Origin of the sequence: Sphingobacterium endophyticum (genome assembly GCF_009733535.1) — a bacterium.
Classification (GTDB): Bacteria; Bacteroidota; Bacteroidia; order Sphingobacteriales; family Sphingobacteriaceae; genus Sphingobacterium; species Sphingobacterium endophyticum.
Window position 1 is genome coordinate 66,343 of record NZ_SMMI01000014.1, and the last position, 17,784, is coordinate 84,126.

At 36.7% G+C, this 17,784-nt stretch carries 16 protein-coding genes; 6 read left to right on the forward strand and 10 right to left on the reverse strand.

Features of this window, described 5'->3' with window-relative positions:
• Position 1: 1 nt before the first annotated feature.
• From carA to E0Y80_RS15945, 6 genes are all read right to left on the reverse strand, one after another.
• A complete protein-coding gene (gene carA / locus E0Y80_RS15920; protein WP_156308666.1) occupies positions 2-1,102 on the reverse strand; it encodes a glutamine-hydrolyzing carbamoyl-phosphate synthase small subunit in 1,101 nt (366 codons plus the stop codon).
• Between the two features lie 282 nt (positions 1,103-1,384).
• Positions 1,385-2,695: an RIP metalloprotease RseP gene (gene rseP / locus E0Y80_RS15925; protein ID WP_156308667.1), complete on the reverse strand. Its 1,311-nt coding sequence runs from the start codon at positions 2,693-2,695 to the stop codon at positions 1,385-1,387.
• A gap of 28 nt (positions 2,696-2,723) precedes the next feature.
• Positions 2,724-3,887 carry a 1-deoxy-D-xylulose-5-phosphate reductoisomerase gene (locus E0Y80_RS15930; RefSeq protein WP_156308668.1) on the reverse strand — a complete coding sequence of 388 codons (1,164 nt, stop codon included), beginning with the start codon at positions 3,885-3,887 and terminating at the stop codon, positions 2,724-2,726.
• A 15-nt stretch (positions 3,888-3,902) separates the two neighbouring features.
• On the reverse strand, positions 3,903-4,460 hold the full coding sequence (locus E0Y80_RS15935) for a hypothetical protein (protein WP_156308669.1): 558 nt from the start codon (positions 4,458-4,460) through the stop codon (positions 3,903-3,905).
• A 344-nt stretch (positions 4,461-4,804) separates the two neighbouring features.
• A complete protein-coding gene (locus E0Y80_RS15940) occupies positions 4,805-6,925 on the reverse strand; it encodes a S9 family peptidase (RefSeq protein WP_156308670.1) in 2,121 nt (706 codons plus the stop codon).
• A gap of 182 nt (positions 6,926-7,107) precedes the next feature.
• Positions 7,108-7,446 (reverse strand): DUF3276 family protein, encoded by a 339-nt coding sequence (locus E0Y80_RS15945; RefSeq protein WP_156308671.1) that lies wholly within the window; start codon positions 7,444-7,446, stop codon positions 7,108-7,110.
• 269 nt (positions 7,447-7,715) lie between these two features.
• Between E0Y80_RS15945 and E0Y80_RS15950 the strand changes: the two genes are divergently transcribed.
• The 4 genes from E0Y80_RS15950 to E0Y80_RS15965 are packed head-to-tail and all read left to right on the forward strand — an operon-like array spanning position 7,716 to position 11,831.
• Positions 7,716-8,591 (forward strand): LiaF transmembrane domain-containing protein, encoded by an 876-nt coding sequence (locus E0Y80_RS15950; RefSeq protein ID WP_156308672.1) that lies wholly within the window; start codon positions 7,716-7,718, stop codon positions 8,589-8,591.
• Positions 8,592-8,593: 2 nt separating this feature from the next.
• On the forward strand, positions 8,594-9,634 hold the full coding sequence (locus E0Y80_RS15955) for a sensor histidine kinase (RefSeq protein WP_156308673.1): 1,041 nt from the start codon (positions 8,594-8,596) through the stop codon (positions 9,632-9,634).
• Positions 9,631-10,374, forward strand: coding sequence for a LytR/AlgR family response regulator transcription factor (locus E0Y80_RS15960; protein WP_156308674.1), 744 nt, complete (start codon positions 9,631-9,633; stop codon positions 10,372-10,374). The genes E0Y80_RS15955 and E0Y80_RS15960 overlap by 4 nt, the downstream gene beginning before the upstream one ends.
• Positions 10,375-10,394: 20 nt before the next feature.
• Positions 10,395-11,831: a serine hydrolase gene (locus tag E0Y80_RS15965; RefSeq protein ID WP_156308675.1), complete on the forward strand. Its 1,437-nt coding sequence runs from the start codon at positions 10,395-10,397 to the stop codon at positions 11,829-11,831.
• 285 nt (positions 11,832-12,116) lie between these two features.
• Here the strand turns inward: E0Y80_RS15965 and E0Y80_RS15970 are convergent, their stop codons facing one another.
• The 3 genes from E0Y80_RS15970 to E0Y80_RS15980 form a co-directional block, all read right to left on the reverse strand.
• Positions 12,117-12,491: a RidA family protein gene (locus E0Y80_RS15970; protein ID WP_156308676.1), complete on the reverse strand. Its 375-nt coding sequence runs from the start codon at positions 12,489-12,491 to the stop codon at positions 12,117-12,119.
• 75 nt (positions 12,492-12,566) lie between these two features.
• Entirely contained in the window at positions 12,567-12,995 is a 429-nt protein-coding gene (locus E0Y80_RS15975) for a helix-turn-helix transcriptional regulator (RefSeq protein WP_156308677.1), read from the reverse strand.
• Positions 12,996-13,493: 498 nt separating this feature from the next.
• Entirely contained in the window at positions 13,494-13,991 is a 498-nt protein-coding gene (locus E0Y80_RS15980; RefSeq protein ID WP_156308678.1) for a TlpA family protein disulfide reductase, read from the reverse strand.
• A gap of 136 nt (positions 13,992-14,127) precedes the next feature.
• Here E0Y80_RS15980 and purN point away from each other — a divergent pair, with 136 nt between their 5' ends.
• On the forward strand, positions 14,128-14,703 hold the full coding sequence (gene purN / locus E0Y80_RS15985; protein WP_156308679.1) for a phosphoribosylglycinamide formyltransferase: 576 nt from the start codon (positions 14,128-14,130) through the stop codon (positions 14,701-14,703).
• A gap of 182 nt (positions 14,704-14,885) precedes the next feature.
• Here purN and E0Y80_RS15990 read toward each other — a convergent pair whose 3' ends face one another.
• Positions 14,886-16,064: an esterase gene (locus E0Y80_RS15990; RefSeq protein ID WP_156308680.1), complete on the reverse strand. Its 1,179-nt coding sequence runs from the start codon at positions 16,062-16,064 to the stop codon at positions 14,886-14,888.
• A gap of 139 nt (positions 16,065-16,203) precedes the next feature.
• Between E0Y80_RS15990 and purH the strand changes: the two genes are divergently transcribed.
• Entirely contained in the window at positions 16,204-17,730 is a 1,527-nt protein-coding gene (purH, locus tag E0Y80_RS15995) for a bifunctional phosphoribosylaminoimidazolecarboxamide formyltransferase/IMP cyclohydrolase (RefSeq protein WP_156308681.1), read from the forward strand.
• Positions 17,731-17,784: the final 54 nt, after the last annotated feature.

The window sequence follows — 17,784 nt, forward strand, 5'->3', positions numbered from 1 at the left end:
CTTATGATTTAACCATTGCAATAAAATCATCAAATAAGTATCTCGAATCGTGTGGACCTGGCGAAGATTCAGGGTGATATTGTACCGAGAATGCGTTCTTACCTTTCACACGGATACCTTCGATGGAGTTATCGTTCAGGTTGACATGTGTGATCTCAACTTTATCCGAATTTTGGATATCCTCAGCTACCACGCCAAAGCCATGGTTTTGAGAAGTGATTTCACATTTATTAGCGATGATATTTTTCACAGGGTGATTGATACCACGGTGACCATTATGCATCTTTTGTGTTCTGATATCATTTGCCAATGCTAAGATTTGGTGACCAAGACAAATCCCGAACATTGGTTTATTAGCAGCTAAAATTTCTTTCACCGTATCAATAGCGTATTGCATTGCTGCTGGATCACCAGGACCATTAGAAATAAAGTATCCATCAGGGTTCCATTGTTCCATTTCGGCAAACGTAGTTTTTGCTGGAAATACCTTAGCATACACTTGGCGTGAATCGAAGTTTCTTAAGATGTTCTTTTTGATTCCTAAATCCAATACCGCAATACGAGTAGGAGCACCTTCTTCACCATAGAAGTAAGGCTCAGTTGTAGATACTTTAGAAGAAAGTTCTAATCCATCCATCGAAGGCACACTAGCTAGTTCTCCTTTCAAAGCATCTATGTCTAAGTTCTCAGAAGAAATGATTGCATTCATTGCTCCTTTGCTACGGATATGACGAACTAAAGAACGAGTATCAATATCAGAAATACCCACTAAATTTTCTTCTTCAAAGTAATTTTGGATAGACTGATCGGCCATTTTACGGCTGTAGTTAATGTTGTAGTTTTTACAAACTAAACCTGCAATCTGAATCTTTCTAGATTCTTCATCCTCTTCATCGATACCATAGTTTCCAATATGTGCATTGGTTGTCACCATAATCTGTGCATAATAAGAAGGATCTGTGAAGATCTCTTGGTAGCCTGTAGTTCCAGTATTGAAACAAATCTCTCCGGTAGTAGTTCCGATTTTACCTGCGGCTTTACCATGGAAAACTGTTCCATCCTCTAGGACTAAAATTGCTGGCAATTTGCTGTAGTTGGTCATTCTTATATCTAGTTAAAACTTATTCTCTAATTTACTGATTGATTTCCTTAACTCCCAAACATAAAAAAAGCCCAAACGGGCTGACGTATCAATTAATATTGACTTGAAGTAGAAACTACTTTTTGAATTGCTATCGGGTAGAAGGTCTCTTTCATTTTATTGGGAGACAAAGGTACAAATTATTTTAATTCTCAAACAATAGTTTTTTTATTTCTTAATGTAAAAAGCATAAAAAAAATGCCCCAAGAATTAATCCTTGAGGCATCCAATATCGTTGATATATTATTTCGTCAATTTGAAGATATCATTTCCAAAGACAAAGATCATTAAAGCAACAATGATAAAGAAGCCTACGATCTGCGCTTTCTCTAAGAATTTATCACTTAAAGGTTTTCCTTGAATCATTTCGACGATCAAGAAAATAACGTGACCACCGTCTAAAGCAGGGATTGGAAGGATGTTCATAAAGGCTAATGCCATGGACAACATACCTACCAAGCTCCAGAATCTTAACCAATCTACTTCAGTACCGAACATGGTTGCAATTCCTACTGGTCCAGAAAGAGCCTTATCTGCCCTCACCTCGCCTTTAAATATTTTTCCAAAACCTTTTATGTTGTCGGTAATTACCGAAAAAGCTTTGCTTGCCCCGATTGGCAATGACTCCATAAATCCATATTGATGCTGAACGACTGGAAGGTTCAAAAACCCTAAGGCTGATGAAGTATCTGCAGCTGCAGTTAAGGAAATACTTTTTCCTTGACGCATTACATCCAATTTAATTTCCTTGTTTTTATTCGCGGCCATCTCCGCTTTGAATTGATCAAGTTTCTCCAATTGAACGCCATTCAAGGATACAATACTGTCACCTACTTGAAGGCCCATTTTATCTGCCCTGCTACCCTCTTCCACCATCGTTATTGGAGTCATCTTAAAGATAGGCTTTACCAATTCATTTTTCTTATGCTCTGATACATCGTTAAGGATATCCTTTGGAAGTGTAATCTCCATTTGATTTCCGCCACGTTCTACGGTTAACACCGCTTCACCCATCAAAACATCGGAAGTCAAGATATCTTGGAAGAAAAGGTTTGCTTTTTTACCGTTTACAGCAAGGATCTTATCGCCTTCTTTCAGGCCGACCTTTTCACCAATAATTCCTGGTTTTATGCCATAAAGCTGTGTATTGTTGAAGTCTGTAGATCCATATTTAAAAGTCAGCATCCAGAATATCACAATACCCACGATAATATTGACGATGATACCACCCAGCATCACGATCAACCTTTGCCAAGCAGGTTTTGAGCGGAATTCCCAAGGTTGAGGTTCTCCCTGCATCTGTTCCGTATCCATCGACTCATCGATCATTCCGGCAATCTTCACATAGCCACCTAATGGAAGCCATCCCACACCGTACTCACAACCTTTATAATTGAATTTAAATAGTTTTACTCCCCATGCATCAAAGAAAAGATAGAACTTTTCTACCTTGATACCGAAAGCCCTTGCCGCCAGAAAGTGGCCAAGCTCGTGTAAGATGATTAATAAAGACAAGCCTAAAAGTACCTGTCCTACCATGATCACAATTCCCATCTATTTTATTTTTATTGTTTTATTTAATTTAATATTTACGATCTATTAAACTTCGTGCCACAGTCCTACTTTCAAGATCGAAATGAAGGTAATCCTCTAAACTTAACGTTTTTTGTGATTTGACCTGACACAATGTCTCTTCAATGATATCACTCATCTCCAAAAATCCTATCCGATCATTTAAAAACGCTTCTACAATAATCTCATTTGCACCATTTAATACACAAGGAGCATTCCCTCCATCCCGAAGTGCCTGGTAGGCCAACTTCAGGTTTCGGAACACCTCCATATCAGGCTGTTCAAACGTCAATGTTGGATAGTCTAAGAAATTAAATCTTTTAAAATTGTTTTTGAATCGATTTGGATAGGTTAAAGCATATTGAATTGGCAGCTTCATATCCGGCAGTCCCATTTGAGCTTTCAAGGAACCGTCTTCAAATTGAACTAAGGAATGAATGATCGATTGATGGTGGATGATAACATCGACTTGATCTGCTTCTAATCCAAAAAGCCATTTCGCTTCGATAACTTCTAAGCCCTTGTTCATCAATGAGGCAGAGTCAATCGTTATTTTTGCACCCATGCTCCAGTTTGGATGCTTTAAGGCTTGTGCTTTTGTAACAGCAACTAAATCTTCACGAGATTTTCCACGGAATGGACCTCCCGATGCTGTAAGGATAATTTTTTCAATCGGGTTGGCTTCTTCTCCAGCTAAGCATTGAAAGATGGCTGAATGCTCAGAATCAACAGGCAGTAATTTTACCTGATGCTTTTCAATCAAACCGGTGATTAGCTCACCAGCAACAACCAAAGTTTCTTTGTTCGCTAAAGCAATATCTTTGCCTGATTCGATTGCTGCAACGGTTGGCTTTAATCCAACAGCTCCAACAACTGCTGTTAATACAATATCAATGTCATCTCTTTTAACAGCCTCAATCAATGCATCTTCTCCATATAAGACTTCAATATCCTTTCCCTGCAATGCATCCTTCACCTTTTCGAATGCTCCTTTATCACAAACTACTACGGCCGCTGGATTAAATTTCAGCGCTTGCTGAATTAATAGCTCTGCATTTTTACCAGCAGATAGCACAGTAATCGAAAAATGATCAGGATATAGTTCTACGACTTCTAATGTTTGTGTCCCAACACTTCCTGTAGAACCTAATACGGCTAATTTTCTTTTACTCAAAACTTAAATAATTTGTTAAATGATATTATCGATAAGGGATGGATCTTCTCCCCCTTTGTATGCTTTCATCATATCAATATAAACAATTGACATGACAACTCCTACAACCGGGATAATAACGAATGCATTCACCAAGCTCAATATCCAAGATACCAGGGAATAACCTAAGTATTCGGTTCCAAGCTGTAATAAATGCGTAGACGCTACAATAGCAATGATGATAACCAAGGTCATGACATTTCCTTTGGTCATTGCCAAGCTAAATCTATAAGATTTAAAGGTGTTAAATCCATTCTCAAGAATAAAGAATGGAAAGAAAGTAATTCTAATCAGGATGAACATCATAATCAATCCTGTTAGTAAAGGATGTATTTCCGTCTGTACCGTCTGCATGTTCACTCCCAAAAATAATAAAGGAAACAAAACGACATACATAATCAGATAAACGATGAAAGCAATCAGACTATACAACAGTAAGCCAATAATGTAATAACAGAATTGGGAAACAGTAGGGATATAATCCATAAAGGCATGTTTTCTTTCTTCCTTAGCCAAGAAAATTGTTCTTTTCAAAAGTACCAGTTGGAGTCCGAAATAAAGGCCTACAAAAAGCAGTAACAGCAATACTTTGATAAAGAAATTTGAGGAGTCTAAGTATAGTGCAAGAAAAGAAGACAGATTCGACGTCACAAAAAGTAAAAAGCAAAGTCCTGCAATAGATATATAATTTCGCATTAAAATGTCTATTGCCCGGAGAACAACGTCGTTAGCTCTGAAAGTAATGTCTTTGAGGAAATTTAGCATGTCTTAATTAATACTGCAAATATGATAATTTTTTCGCGGTTAGCAATTTTTAGAAGGTCAAATCACACAAAAAAAGGCTAAGAAATTATATTCTTAGCCTTTTTTAACATTCATTATCTTAAATTCTCTGGCACAGGTTTTTCCAATAGATATTGGTAATAAAATCTTGTACGCTCTTTAAAATCATAAGCGTTTTTCGAACGATTAAATCCATGTCGGCTTCCTGGATAAATCATAAGTTCAAAAGGCACCGACCGATCAGTCAATGCATCAACCAATTGAATGGTATTCTGCATATGAACATTATCGTCCATATCACCATGCATAATGCGCAGTCTACCTTTATATTGATTTACATAAGGAAGGATTGAACCATTTTTATAGCCTTCAGGGTTTGCCTGTGGCGTATCCATCCAACGTTCTGTATAGTGTGTATCATAGAGTTCCCAACCGGTAACTGGGGCACCTGCTATTCCGTAATTGAAGTAGTCGGCACCTTTAGTCAATGCCAGACAAGTCATATATCCTCCGTAGCTATGTCCAGTAATCAATAATTTATCTTTTGCTACCCAAGGTTTCGCCTTCAACCATTTAGCTACTGTGATATAATCAACTAATTCCCAATTACCAAGATTTCTGTGCATCCAAGCAACACCTTGTTTACCATAATGGCCAGAAGCCCTGTGGTCGGCTTCTATTTGAATAATCCCTTCCTGAGACCAATATTCACCACTCACACCTTTCCATGTGTTCCTAACTGATCCTGCATCTGGACCTCCATAAATGCTCATAATAACCGGATACTGCTTCGTCTCATCAAAATCAGTAGGATAGGTTATGATCAATGGTAAATTGAATTTACCATCATCCGAAGGTATGGTCAAATACTCTCTTTTTGCTACTTTATAATTTGCAAAATCATCAGCTTTGCTGTCTGCTAATTCTTTTACTACCTTGCCCTTGTTGTCTACTAAAGCTACTTTATTTGGGGTATGAATGTTGGAATAATTGGTAATAAAATATTTTCCATCAGGAGATACCAATACATTATGTGTATAATCGCCAAATGTCAACCTTTTCATATCCTTTCCATCAAATCCTACTCTATAAAGATCGCGGGTTGCAGAATTCTCTTTCCTAGCCGTAAAATAAAGCACTTTACCTTTTTCATCAATACGCTCGATGGAAGTGACTTGCCAATCCCCAGCTGTCATTGGATTGACCAACTTTCCGTCTAAAGTATACAGATAATAATGTGCCCAGCCTGTTTTGTCGGACTTTAGAATATAATGCTTATTGTCTGCTAGGTAGGTGATTCGCTCATCATGGTCCAGGTTAATCCAAGTCGGTTGTTCCTCGTTGTAGATTTCTGATTTTTGCCCATTTGATGGATTGACAGCATAGAACTTTAAGTTAGTCTGATCACGGTTCATCCACTGAACCATGATAGTTTTGCTATCGAAGCTCCAATAAGGCTGACCGAAATATTGATCATCCTTTTCATTAAAATCTGCCCATACTATTGGCGATCCTTCCGCCTTTACGAACCCAACCTTAACCTCAGGGTTTGGATCTCCTGCCTTAGGATATCTTGTTTCCTCTAAATAGCCATGCTGACCTTTGGAAACATAAATTGGAAACATTGGAACTTTGGTATCATCGAAACGCATAAAAGCAATCTCTTTACTATCTGGAGACCACCAGAATGCTCTATAATTTGTTGGGCGGCCTAATATTTCTTCATAATAAACCCAGGATGACCAACCATTGTATATCACATCGGTACCATCTGTTGTATATCTGATTTCTTTTCCAGAAGCGATTTCCAATCCATAAAGATCACTTTTACGAGTAAAAGCGACAAATTTGCCATCAGGTGATAAAGTTGGATTTTGTTCCTCAACTTCTGGAGATTTTGTTAATTGTTTTGCTGGACTGTTGGGATATTGGATAAATACATCTTTATCCTTAACAAAAACATTCATTGAGGTATTGACTGGGTAGGAATAGCTTTCTTTCTTTCCCGTCTTAACATTTACTTTAAAAAGCTGATTATTGGCTCTTTCGATATAATGGTTTGGATCAGCCCATCCTTCAAATGCACTAATTTTCTTGGTTAATGAAGGAGATTGGTTCCACGCCTGTTCATAGGTAAGTTTTTGAGTTTGTGCATTTGCGGCATCTGTAGAAAGAATAAACAATGCCATGCAAGCCACAGAAAACAATTTATTCATGTGATTACGTTTATAAGTAATTTGTTCAAGGTTCGAAATTAACAATTTCCTAACGATCTCTTAAAAAAAGCCTGTAACATATTTAACGAAATCGTTAGCGTAATTTCACACCTGAGAAATTGATTCAATAAAAAAAGCCACTAACGTGATTAGTGGCTTAAAATAATGTATTTAAAACTAAATTAAAAAGAGTAATTGTCTTTTTGTACTAGTTCGCCATTGTTTTCAAAACCTGAATCGTCTTGATTTGGCTCGTATCTTTTCTCAACTACTTCTTGGTTTGATCTGATGTATTCAACTACATCTTGCAAACCTTCAGCAAATTTCTCGAAGTCTTCTTTATAAAGGAAAATTTTATGTTTGATAAACTGTCCGTCCTCAAAACGTTTCTTACTTTCCGTAATTGTCACATAATAGTCGTTAGAACGAGTGGCCTTTACATCAAAAAAATAAGTACGTTTTCCCGCTCTCACCTTTTTTGAAAATACCTCTTCACGCTCTTTATTGTCAAAATCTCCCATTAGATTAATATAAAATTTAAGTTTAACCCTCTATTTTCAGTCATAAATATATAATAATTAATTTCAATCATCCAAATTTTATTTAAAAATTATTGTTATAATAATTAAAATATTGCATCTAATTTGAATAGATTACAATTATGCTCGGAATATTTACCGACTATTTTCACACTTTTACCGAAAAAAACACCCAAGAGACCTATTAGCTCTGGTGCTATGCTTATATTCGCTATACTTTTGGTTATACTAATTCAAAAGGAAACAACAACATGAACAATCAAACAACAAAAACAGATTACGGAAAACCTCCAAAAAACAACAAGTCTTCAAACTTGGTCGGATTTATCATTGTATTCTTAGGTGTAGCCATCCTATTCAAGAATTTAAACATGGGAAATATCGTACCGAATTGGATGTTTGGATGGGAAACTATTTTAATCATTATCGGATTGGTAATTGGTATCAATTCAAAATTCGAAAAGAAATCATCGATCATATTAATTATTATAGGTTCGGTATTTCTTCTAAAGAATGAACTCGACATTCACTTAGGTAGATTCTTGATCCCTGCAGCAGCGATTGGATTGGGATTTTATTTAATCAACCGCAACAAAAACACTCCGCAATTGCCGCCAACAACTCCTCCAAAAGATGAGTTTGACTGGGACAAACGTGTAAGCCAGGATTATGATGATAATCAATCCGGCCCTAGCAACTCTACATCACAAAACCCTAACGATTCCTATGCTCAAGCGACAAGCTCTGAGCATAGGCCATATGGAAAAAAATATCTTCCCGATTTTGAAAACTACCTTAAAGTAGACAACTTTTTCAGTGATACTAAAAAAGTAATCTTAACTAAAAACTTTTTAGGCGGAAACATCACTTCTGTTTTTGGAAGCACTCAACTGAACTTCTTGCAGGCAGATTTGAAACAACCCGTTGTCATTGACACCTTTCAACTATTCGGAAGCACAAAAATAATCGTTCCTACAAACTGGAAAGTTTATTCCAATGTTTCCTCTATTTTCGGTGAAGTAGACGATAGACGTCCTATGATCGAGATTGAAACCGATGAGAATAGAAAGATTTACATCACGGGAACATCATTATTTGGGGGCTTAACCATTAAGAATGTATACTAGGCATGCAAAAACCCATTAGTGAACAATCCAAACGTTATGTAATCCATGCCTCATCATGGATTATTTGTGTTTTATATTTCCTTATTGTTTATGGACTATTGTTATGGTCTAATATTGCTAAGGTAACGGCTGCCTATGATGCAGCAATCGGAGCTTTTACCATGACAGGTATCTCCTATTTAATTTACAGCACCTTACAGTTCTATTTGCCTAATAATAAAAACTACTGGAAATTATTCTCAATGGCTGCTATTTTTTCAGCCATTAGCGTTTTGATTACCCGGGTTTTGATTATTCAGATATCTCCCGATGAAAACTTGGCTTACTTAGATTTCAGTCTTCCTTTTCGTTTTGTGATCAACTTTTTGATCATTACCTGTGTGATGACGATCAACATCTTTTGGAACATACAGGAAGAATTAGTATTTAACAAAAGAAGAAAAGATGAAAGTGAAAAGATGGTTCGAGATGCTGAACTCTATAATTTAAGACAGCAGCTACAGCCCCATTTCTTATTCAATAGTTTAAACTCAATCATTGCATTAATTGGCAGCAAACCGACCGAAGCCAGAAATATGACTTTTCAGTTGTCAGATTTTTTAAGAGGCACCATGCGGAAGGATGAGAAACAATTTACAACTGTAGAAGAGGAAATAAACCATTTAAGTTTATATTTAGACATTGAAAAGGTGAGGTTCGGACACCGTCTCAGCACAGAATTCGACTATACAGAGGAGGTTCTTGCTGGAAAAATACCGGTTATGATCTTGCAACCATTAGTTGAGAATGCAATAAAATTCGGACTATACAATGTAACTGATCAAGTTACCATCAGAACCAGCATACAACTAGAAAACAATATGCTTACGATAAAGATCAGTAATCCATTCGAGGCAGACCAGCCAGAGCAGAAAAAAGGTACTGGATTTGGATTAACAAGCATACAACGTCGCTTATATTTGCTTTTCGGAAGGACGGATCTATTAGAAACAGCCGCTGAGGGCAATACCTTTATTTCCACATTAAGAATACCACAATTATGATAAAAACGATACTTATAGATGATGAACCATTAGCACGTAGCATGGTGCTTGAATACCTTAAAGAATTTCCTGATTTTGAAGTCTTAGCGGAATGTAATGACGGATTTGAAGGTGTAAAGGCAATTCAACAACATCAGCCAGATTTGGTTTTCTTAGATATTCAAATGCCTAAATTAACTGGTTTTGAAATGTTAGAATTATTGGACAATCAACCGCATATCATCTTTACAACAGCATTTGACGAATACGCTTTAAAAGCTTTTGAAAAAAATGCAATTGACTACTTGCTGAAACCAATTCGTCCGGATAGATTCCAAAAAGCAATCGACAAATTCAAAGCTTCATTCAGCACACAGCAAGTCCCAAAAATTGATTCTGCAAAATTACAGGAATCTATGGAAGAGGATAGCTCATTGGAGCGGATCGTTGTCAAGACCGGAAATCAGATCAAGATTATTCCGGTGCAGCAGATTCTTTTTTTAGAGGCCTATGATGATTATGTTAAGATCCACACTCCTGATGGGATGTTCTTAAAAAACAAGACAATGAGTTCATTTGAGAAACAATTGGACGGGAAGCAATATGTACGGGTGCACCGTTCATTTATTGTCAAGGTTGACCAATTGCAAAAAATAGAACCCATGGAGAAGGACAGCTATATCGCCACCTTATTGACTGGCGAAAAGGTTAATATCAGTAAATCTGGTTATGCCAGATTAAAGCAGGTTATTGGTTTATAATTTGTTTTGTATTTTTGGGCATGAGAATTAAAACATTCAACCTCCTCATTATCCTTATTTTATCTTCTTTTAGCCTCGTAAAGGCGCAAACAATTGACGAGGATAATAATAGGGCAGTTTTTAATCGAATTGAATACTTCTTCAATTTGCAACAAGCTGATTCAATTTATCATTTAGCTAACGCAGAGTTCAAGCAGCAAATCAGCCAGGACAAATTGAACGGAATATTGGAACAGATGTTCGACCTTGGCAAAATAAAAAACGCAACCAAGACAGACTTTAATAAAGGCTTGGCGACTTATAAAATTGACTTTGAATCAGCCACAATGAGCATGGTTCTTGGGATTGATTCTACTATGCATTTTGGTTATTTTTTATTGAAGCCATACGAGGGTAAAGAAGTTCCAGTCAAAGAAGAAATTATTTCGAATGTTGAAGCCAAAAGTCCATTAGACCTATATGTAGACTCTGTTGCCAGAAGCTATGCAAAGAATGGCAATGCCCATTCATTAGCAGTTGCAGTCATCCATCAAAATAAAATCAACACTTTCTTTTATGGTGAAACGGCACCAGGTAACAACACTTTACCAGATGCAAACACTGTTTATGAAATAGGTTCTGTTACAAAAACAGTAACCGCAACCTTGCTAGCAGAAATGGTCAACAAAGGTCTTGTGGGATTGGAAGACAGCATTGCGAAATACCTTCCGGACTCTGTAGCTCAGAACCCGGATATCCAAAAGATGACCTTCAAAATGCTGGCAAATCATACTTCTGGCCTACCTAGAATGGCTAGCAATTGGAATAAAGTCCCTAAATTCAATGATCAGGATCCTTATGCTGTCTATGATAGAAAAGCACTATTTGCTTTCCTGAAAGATTTTAAAGCCGAGAAAGAAGTAGGAACAGAATATGAATATAGTAATTTAGGCTTCGGATTGTTGGGGGAACTCCTGTCCATCATCGCTAAAAAACCTTATATGACCCTGGTGAAGGAAACTATTCTCACTCCTTTGGAGATGACCACAACCAGTGATAAAATAAATCCAAAGGACAAAAATTTCGCTGCCCCATTCAATACAGAGGGTCAACAGGTACCATTTTGGAACTTCCAGGCGCTTTCAGCAGCGGGATCATTAAAGTCAAGCTTAAATGACCTTTTACGCTATACCATTGCACAGCTAACCTATCCGGAAAACGATGTTCAAAAAGCAATGAATTTAACAAAACAGTTCACTTTTTTCGTGCCTCCTAACAGTGATATTGGCTTAGCTTGGCATATGAACATGTTAGATGGTGTAATTTATTACCATCATACTGGAGCTACAGCGGGATCAAATGCTTTTGTGAGCTTTGTACCCGATGAAAAATCAGTGGTAATCATGCTGTCTAATTCAAGCAATGAATTGGGAAAGATTGGGACTCAGCTAATCGAGAAAGTTTTAACGACAAAATAATTCTACGGAATTTGACATAGAAAAGGGGAGATTTCCAAACGGAATTCTCCCCTATTTCATTGTGTAGTTCTCATTTCAAATATTCTTTAAGTCAAACTGCAGAATAATCTGCCGTTATCAAGTAAATCTCAATAGAAAACAAGAACCTTTCGCTTTTTCAATCATTATGAAAACTTTTTATATATACTATTGAAATAGAATAAGCATTTTATTTCTAAGCATATTTTAAGCCTCATTAACTGTTGACAGAAAAGGAATATACGGGCTTATTGTGTGTGTGCAACCTTATACTTCTGCAATCAAGTCAACTTCCAATTTATATCCGTGGCGCAATTCCGTTACAGGCACTACGGTTCTCGCTGGCTTATGTTTTCCGATAAAATCAGCAAACAAGGCATTGAACTGCGGCCAATACTTGGTATCACTGAGATATGCCGTTACCTTGACAATCTTTTGAAGACTACTAGAAGATGCTACCAAGATGTCTTCAATATTTTGAAAGACAATGTTGAATTGATGTTCAAAATCTTCTTCTTCATGATGCCGACCATCTGCGGAAATTGGCAATTGCCCAGATATAAACAAAAAATGATTAGATACTATCGCCGTACTGTAATGTCCATTAGGCTTTGGCAGCCTACTCCCTTGTAGTATTTTCATGCAAAATAAATAATTTCATTAACCTGCTACAAAAATAAACTTTTACTTAATTTTTAAAATAGAACGATATTAGCGTTAATTCTTTTGTAGTTCTTTTGGCAGGAAACCAAACATTTGCCGAAAGTATCTAGTGAAATGACTTTGATCCGAAAACCCACACAAAAATGCCACCTCTGTCAACGAGTGTGAATCTAATTGTATAAATTCCATAGCACGAATCATTCGTATCTTCCGTTGATACAATAAAACCGTACTACCCGCATATTTCTCAAAATATTTGGATATGGTAACTTTATGGACGGAACATAGCCTTGCTAGTTCGTCCAGGGAGATGTGCTTGTTCCAATTATTCTTAATATACTCCTTTGCAATGTTTACCCAAACAGGAGGATGAGATAACATAATCTCCTTTATTGGGCCATTATTAAGCGAGATAATCAATGATTCTATAGCTGAAAAAGCATTCTCATCTCTGTAATTTAACTCCTTATAAATGTTAATCATAAATAAATGTATTCATCAACCAAATTGTAAATAAATTGGCCCTTACAATTTTTTATTTGTTGATTGGCTGACATTCACAAAGACTATTAAAGTTTGAAAATGTTTAATGAAGGATGAAAATAATCTTTTTTAATTGTTAGCATAAAAGTATCTGATTGTGAATACGATGAAACTCTCATTCACAATAATCTAACGGCAAGTCCACCATAAATATTTTACGATAGAAGCCGAATCCCTTTGTTCCCCAATTAACATTTTTTTCTGTTGGATTTAAATCATTCCCTGTGATCAATCCCCTTGCTATTAATAATTCAATAATAAAGTCTTCGGAAGGCCTGTTTTTCAATTTCCAGACTACCAATCTAGAACAGTTTTTTCTTACTAACCATTCATTAAAGTAAATATAAGAAAAGAATTAAATAACTAATATTGATTTATTTTATTAGGAAAATAATTAAATAAATAAGGAAAATTAAAAATTCAATGTTTTTAAACAAATTAATTAGGTTTTTCTAGGAAAGGAAGGATAGAATTAACCTTATTTTCTCCATCAAATTGTTTAATTAATTGTAGAGATTCAGCTTCAAAAATATAGGTGGATGGAAAATTTGTTGGATGGAAATTTAAAATGAACTCTCCTTCTTTGTCATACAGGAATTTGACACGGCTATCATTCCGAAGCCCCTTTGCAAACATGTTGATGTAGCCATCAACCAAAGCCTTCTCTTGCATTGAAACAAAATAAAAGTCGACGTTCTTTCTAATTTTATCTAAGGAGAGGGAAATCCCTTGCCCTAATTCCTGGCAATGCCCACATCCTGCATCGAATAATATGAAAACCTGGGTATGCTTTTTATTGATGGAATCAGAGGTGACAAGCTCTCCTGTATATAGATTGATGAACTTTGAAAATGACGGCATTTCCTTTGGCACCTGAGCCAAACTAGAGCTAACAAATGTGAAAACCAAAATTATTGTCGGTATAATATTTTTCATAAATCAACAGAATAGATAAAATCTTAATAAAACTAACAAAAAATGCCCCAATATCATGGCAACCTACCCTATTATTGCAAAAAAACAGCTATATTTGCCAAAGAATAAGGTTTAATTTTTCTAACTATAACACACTGTGAAAAAGCGGATTGCTATCTTTGCTTCAGGTTCTGGATCGAATGCCCAAAAAATCATGGAGCATTTTAAATATTCTGACAGTGCCGAAGTTGCCTTAGTATTAAGTAACAACCCGGATGCGTATGTATTGCAACGCGCCGATAATTTTGAAATTCCTACCCATGTTTTTGACAAGCATGATTTCTATCAAACCGATGAAATCGTCAACCTGTTGAAAAGATTAGATATCGACTTAGTAGTTCTTGCAGGTTTCTTATGGCTAGTGCCTGAAAACCTCCTAAAAGGGTTTCCTAACAAGATCATCAATATCCACCCTGCTCTTTTGCCAAAGTTTGGCGGAAAGGGCATGTATGGCGACCGCGTGCATAAAGCAGTAATGGAAGCCGGTGAAGACGAACATGGAATTACAATTCATTTTGTCAATGAAAATTTTGACGAAGGTGAAATCATACACCAAGCACGTTTCCGTGTGGAACCTGGTGACACCCTAGAAATCATCAAATTCAATGGGCAGCAATTGGAACATAACCATTACCCCAAAGTAATCGAGAATTTGCTGAAAAAGTATAATTAGGGAGAGACAATAGACATAAGACATAAGAACTGAGATATTGTAAAAAGGGTTTCTATTAAAAAATAGAGACCCTTTTTTTATTCTTGTAAATCTTTATAGGTTTTTGTCTATTCTTATAAAACTTTATAGACTCTTATGGACAACATCTCTGACTCTTTTGTCTTATGTCTATTGTCTATCATCTACCTAAAAAGGAACGAACTGAATTCTAAAAGATACTTTCTCCAGTTCGACCAGGTATGCCCACCCTCTGATTCAACATAGGTATATTTTAGACCAACTTGATCAAGCTTCTTACGGAAATCAGCTCCTGTTTGGTAAAGAAAATCAGTTTTGCCCATACCGATCCAATATAGCTTCAAACCATTTTCTTTTTGTTTCAATAGGTTCTGATCAAAATTATCATACACTTCACGCTGAACTTTGTCATTGATTCTGAAAGCCGCTGAAAACAAGCCAACATAATCGAAAGTATTAGGATAATAGCTTGAGATAAACAAGGTATGCATTCCGCCCATGGAAAGTCCGGCAATGGCACGGCTCTTTTTTTCTTTCTTTACGCGGTAGTTTTTTTCAACATATTTAATGATCTCATCAAAAGTTGATTCCATATCACCAGAACCAACGTCGGGTGTCGCGAATTCGATTGGGTATTCACCTTTTTCGGAATTACCGGGAGTTGCTGAATTACTGGTGTGACCATTAGGCATGACAACGATCATTGGTTTCGCTTTACCTGCGGCTATCAAGTTATCCATAATCTGCGAAACCCTTCCTAGGGTTGGCCATGCATCTTCATCACCACCCATTCCGTGCAATAAATATAAAACAGGATACTTATCTTTTGAGGACTCATAACCCGGCGGCGTATAAACCGTCAATCTACGTTCTGCCTTATTCAATGAAGATGGGTACCACTGTTTATTTACAGAGCCATGGGGTACTGCTTTTGTTTTATAATATTCAGCGGGATCTCCATTTGTGATAAAATAATTGAAAACATTGCTGACATCCCTAATCTGGTAAACATTTAATGGATCATTGATCCTCACACCATCTACCATAAAATTATAAAGGAATAAATCCGAACCCAGATCGCTCTGTTTAATAGACCAAACTCCATTTTCATCTTTTAACATTTCCACCTGAGGCGCTGCAGCACTTGTTTGCTGCATCCAATTACCGGTCACTGCAACTTTCTTAGCTTCTGGAGCTAATAAGCGAAAAGTAACTGAATTATCTGCTGAAACCTCCGGAGAATACACTTTTGACAATTGCTTGCCGATATTTTCTTGTGCCGACACCGTGATCGTGCTGATGCTCAATGCAAAAGCAATCAAATGAAGAATGGATTTTTTCATGATTAGTCTGTTTATCAATTAGGTTATCCAATATACTAATAAAAACAAAAAGCTGCTAAAGCATTGAACATTAATAATCTAACAAAATTCAGGAAAATTATATTTTAAATAATTATCTTTGCGCTCCAAATAAAACGCAATGAATCATCCTGTTAAGATTAAAAATGCATTGGTTTCAGTTTACTACAAAGACAACCTTGCACCTCTAATTCAACTACTAAACAAATACGGAGTTACTTTTTATTCCACTGGTGGAACTGAATCCTTCATCCGTGACTTAGACATCCCTGTTGAACGTGTTGAAGATTTAACTGGTTATCCTTCTATTTTAGGAGGCCGAGTTAAAACATTACATCCGAATGTATTTGGAGGAATCTTGTCTCGCCGTCCATTGGCAGAAGACAAAAAACAAATCGAGGAATACAACATCCCAGAGATCGATTTAGTAATCGTAGACCTTTACCCATTTGAAGAAACCGTTGCTTCTGGTGCTCCAGAGCAAGACATCATCGAGAAAATCGATATCGGTGGTATTTCTTTAATCCGTGCTGCTGCAAAGAACTTTAACGATGTTGTCATCATCTCTTCAAAGAATGACTACACAGAACTTGAAGAAATCCTTGCTGCTCAAGAAGGTTCTACTTCACTTGAACAACGTAAATCATTCGCAAAACGCGCCTTCAATACATCATCGCACTATGATACTGCGATCTTCAATTATTTCAACCAAGAAGATCCAATTGAAGTGTTCAAGCAGTCTGAGCAAAATGCTCAAGTGTTGCGTTATGGAGAAAATCCACATCAAAAAGGTATCTTCTTCGGAAATTTAGATGCCATGTTTGATAAATTGAATGGAAAAGAATTATCATATAACAACCTGGTTGACGTTGATGCTGCTGTTGCAATTATTGACGAATTTAGCGAGCCAACTTTTGCAATCTTAAAGCACACGAATGCTTGTGGAGTGGCATCTCGCCCTTCTATTAAGGCAGCGTGGGAAGCAGCACTTGCATGTGACCCTGTGTCTGCATTCGGCGGTGTGTTAATTACTAATGGTGAAGTTGACAAAGCAACTGCTGAGGAAATCAACAACCTATTCTTTGAAGTATTAATCGCTCCTTCTTATACAGAAGAGGCTTTACAAATCTTGACTGCAAAGAAAAACCGTATTATCCTTCGCCGTAAGGAGGTTCAACTACCAGCTCAACAATTCAAAACTTTGTTGAATGGTGTTATCCTTCAAGATAAAGACCATACTGTAGAAGGTCCTGAACAAATGACTTCTGTTACAGAAGTTAAACCTACCGCGCAACAATTGGAAGACTTATATTTCGCGAATAAAATCGTAAAACATACGAAATCAAACACGATTGTCTTTGCTAAAGACGGTACCTTGATCGCTTCAGGTGTCGGACAGACCTCACGTGTGGACGCATTAAAACAAGCTATCGAAAAGGCACATTCATTTGGTTTCGACATCAAAGGAAGTGTGATGGCTTCAGATGCATTCTTCCCTTTCCCTGACTGCGTAGAGATTGCTGGAAATGCTGGAGTAGTTGCAGTTCTTCAACCTGGTGGTTCGATTAAAGATCAACTATCTATCGATATGGCCAATGAAAAAGGTGTTGCCATGGTAACTACTGGTGTTAGACACTTCAAACACTAAGCAATAGCTATAAGAATTCATGAGCCCTCAGGTTTAAAACCTGAGGGCTTTTTT

What these genes read in the sequence shown, in the direction of transcription:
- E0Y80_RS15945 (WP_156308671.1), bottom strand. Translation starts at nt 7,446, where the DNA reads ATGGGAGATTTTGACAATAAAGAGCGTGAAGAGGTATTTTCAAAAAAG.
- E0Y80_RS15980 (WP_156308678.1), bottom strand. Translation starts at nt 13,991, where the DNA reads ATGAAAAATATTATACCGACAATAATTTTGGTTTTCACATTTGTTAGC.
- rseP (WP_156308667.1), bottom strand. Translation starts at nt 2,695, where the DNA reads ATGGGAATTGTGATCATGGTAGGACAGGTACTTTTAGGCTTGTCTTTA.
- carA (WP_156308666.1), bottom strand. Translation starts at nt 1,102, where the DNA reads ATGACCAACTACAGCAAATTGCCAGCAATTTTAGTCCTAGAGGATGGA.
- E0Y80_RS15975 (WP_156308677.1), bottom strand. Translation starts at nt 12,995, where the DNA reads ATGATTAACATTTATAAGGAGTTAAATTACAGAGATGAGAATGCTTTT.
- E0Y80_RS15950 (WP_156308672.1), top strand. Translation starts at nt 7,716, where the DNA reads ATGAACAATCAAACAACAAAAACAGATTACGGAAAACCTCCAAAAAAC.
- E0Y80_RS15940 (WP_156308670.1), bottom strand. Translation starts at nt 6,925, where the DNA reads ATGAATAAATTGTTTTCTGTGGCTTGCATGGCATTGTTTATTCTTTCT.
- purH (WP_156308681.1), top strand. Translation starts at nt 16,204, where the DNA reads ATGAATCATCCTGTTAAGATTAAAAATGCATTGGTTTCAGTTTACTAC.
- E0Y80_RS15970 (WP_156308676.1), bottom strand. Translation starts at nt 12,491, where the DNA reads ATGAAAATACTACAAGGGAGTAGGCTGCCAAAGCCTAATGGACATTAC.
- E0Y80_RS15960 (WP_156308674.1), top strand. Translation starts at nt 9,631, where the DNA reads ATGATAAAAACGATACTTATAGATGATGAACCATTAGCACGTAGCATG.
- E0Y80_RS15965 (WP_156308675.1), top strand. Translation starts at nt 10,395, where the DNA reads ATGAGAATTAAAACATTCAACCTCCTCATTATCCTTATTTTATCTTCT.
- E0Y80_RS15955 (WP_156308673.1), top strand. Translation starts at nt 8,594, where the DNA reads ATGCAAAAACCCATTAGTGAACAATCCAAACGTTATGTAATCCATGCC.
- E0Y80_RS15990 (WP_156308680.1), bottom strand. Translation starts at nt 16,064, where the DNA reads ATGAAAAAATCCATTCTTCATTTGATTGCTTTTGCATTGAGCATCAGC.